Consider the following 1,333-nt stretch of genomic DNA (forward strand, 5'->3'; position numbering starts at 1 on the left):
GTCGCAAGCGGCGACCCATTGGCCGACAGAGTTATTGTCTGGACGAGAGTTACTCCACAGGAATCCTGGAGAAGGATCGGGGTCAGAGTTGAGGTCGCTTTGGACAAGGAGTTCAAAAGCCTTGTTCACAGTTCGTCTGAGACCGCCACTGCCGAAAGTGATTACACGGTCAAAGTAGATGTTGAGGGTCTTTCGGCCGGGACGATTTACTATTACCGTTTCCGTTCAGGAAAATCTGTATCCGCTGTCGGCCGTACTAAGACTCTGCCGCAGGGCGATGTGGACTCGGTTAAACTGGCAGTCTTCTCATGTGCCAACTATCCCACTTCTCATGGCGGCTACTTTAACGTTTACGGCCACGCGGCGGCGACAGCTCGGGTGGATGCCGTCGTTCACCTTGGCGATTATATATATGAGTACGGCAAGGCACCGGATTCCGGTGCTAGTAATTCGAAAGAAAGCAGCAGGGATCTTCCGGAATACAGCGATAAGGAAATCCTGACGCTTGATGATTACAGAAGGCGCTACGCTCTTTACAGGACTGACCCGCAGCTCCAGGCTCTTCACGCCACGCATCCGTTCATAACCGTCTGGGATGATCATGAGGTCGCAAACGACGCTTATGTGAGCGGCGCCCAGAATCATGAAGAAAGTGAAGGCAATTTTAATGCCCGCAAGACTGCCGCGCTTCGGGCCTATTACGAGTGGATGCCTGTTCGTCCCGTAAACCGGAATGATTCTGGGCGGATCTACCGCAGTTTTTCCTTCGGAAACCTAGTTGAGCTTTTCATGCTCGATACCCGTCTTGCCGGACGGGATAAACAGCTTAGTTACAAAGATTATTTTGACCAGAATACTGGTTTTGACGGCCAGCGTTTCGGTAAAGATATCAGTTCTCCGGACCGGAAACTGCTCGGTCCGGATCAGCTTGCTTGGCTTCAGGAGAAACTCTCCGGTTCAACCGCCACTTGGCAGGTTCTGGGTCAGCAGGTGCTTATGGGCAGAATGAACGTTCCAGCTGAAATAATTCCCCATCTGGGCGACCGTACGCCTGAAGTTGCAGGTCTTATTGATCAACTGACCAAGATTAAGGCCCGGATGCTGCGAGAGGATTCTTCTGTAACTCAGGATGAGATGAATCGTATAAACACCGTCCTTCCCTATAATCTTGACGCTTGGGACGGTTACCCTGCGGAGCGTGAAGCGGTGCTGGGAACGGCTTACGGCGCGGATAAGAACCTTGTGGTGCTTGCAGGGGATACGCATAACGGATGGGCAAATAACCTCAAGGACATGGAAGGTAATCAGGTGGGTGTTGAGTTTGCTACCCCAT

At 52.0% G+C, this 1,333-nt stretch carries 1 protein-coding gene; it reads left to right on the forward strand.

The features are described 5' to 3' along the window. Positions 1 to 1,333: alkaline phosphatase D family protein (locus J4F31_12490; GenBank protein MCE2497371.1), on the forward strand; the 1,333-nt coding region annotated here is incomplete at both ends.

It is taken from the genome of Flavobacteriales bacterium (assembly GCA_021296215.1).
Classification (GTDB): domain Bacteria; phylum Bacteroidota; class Bacteroidia; order Flavobacteriales; family ECT2AJA-044; genus ECT2AJA-044.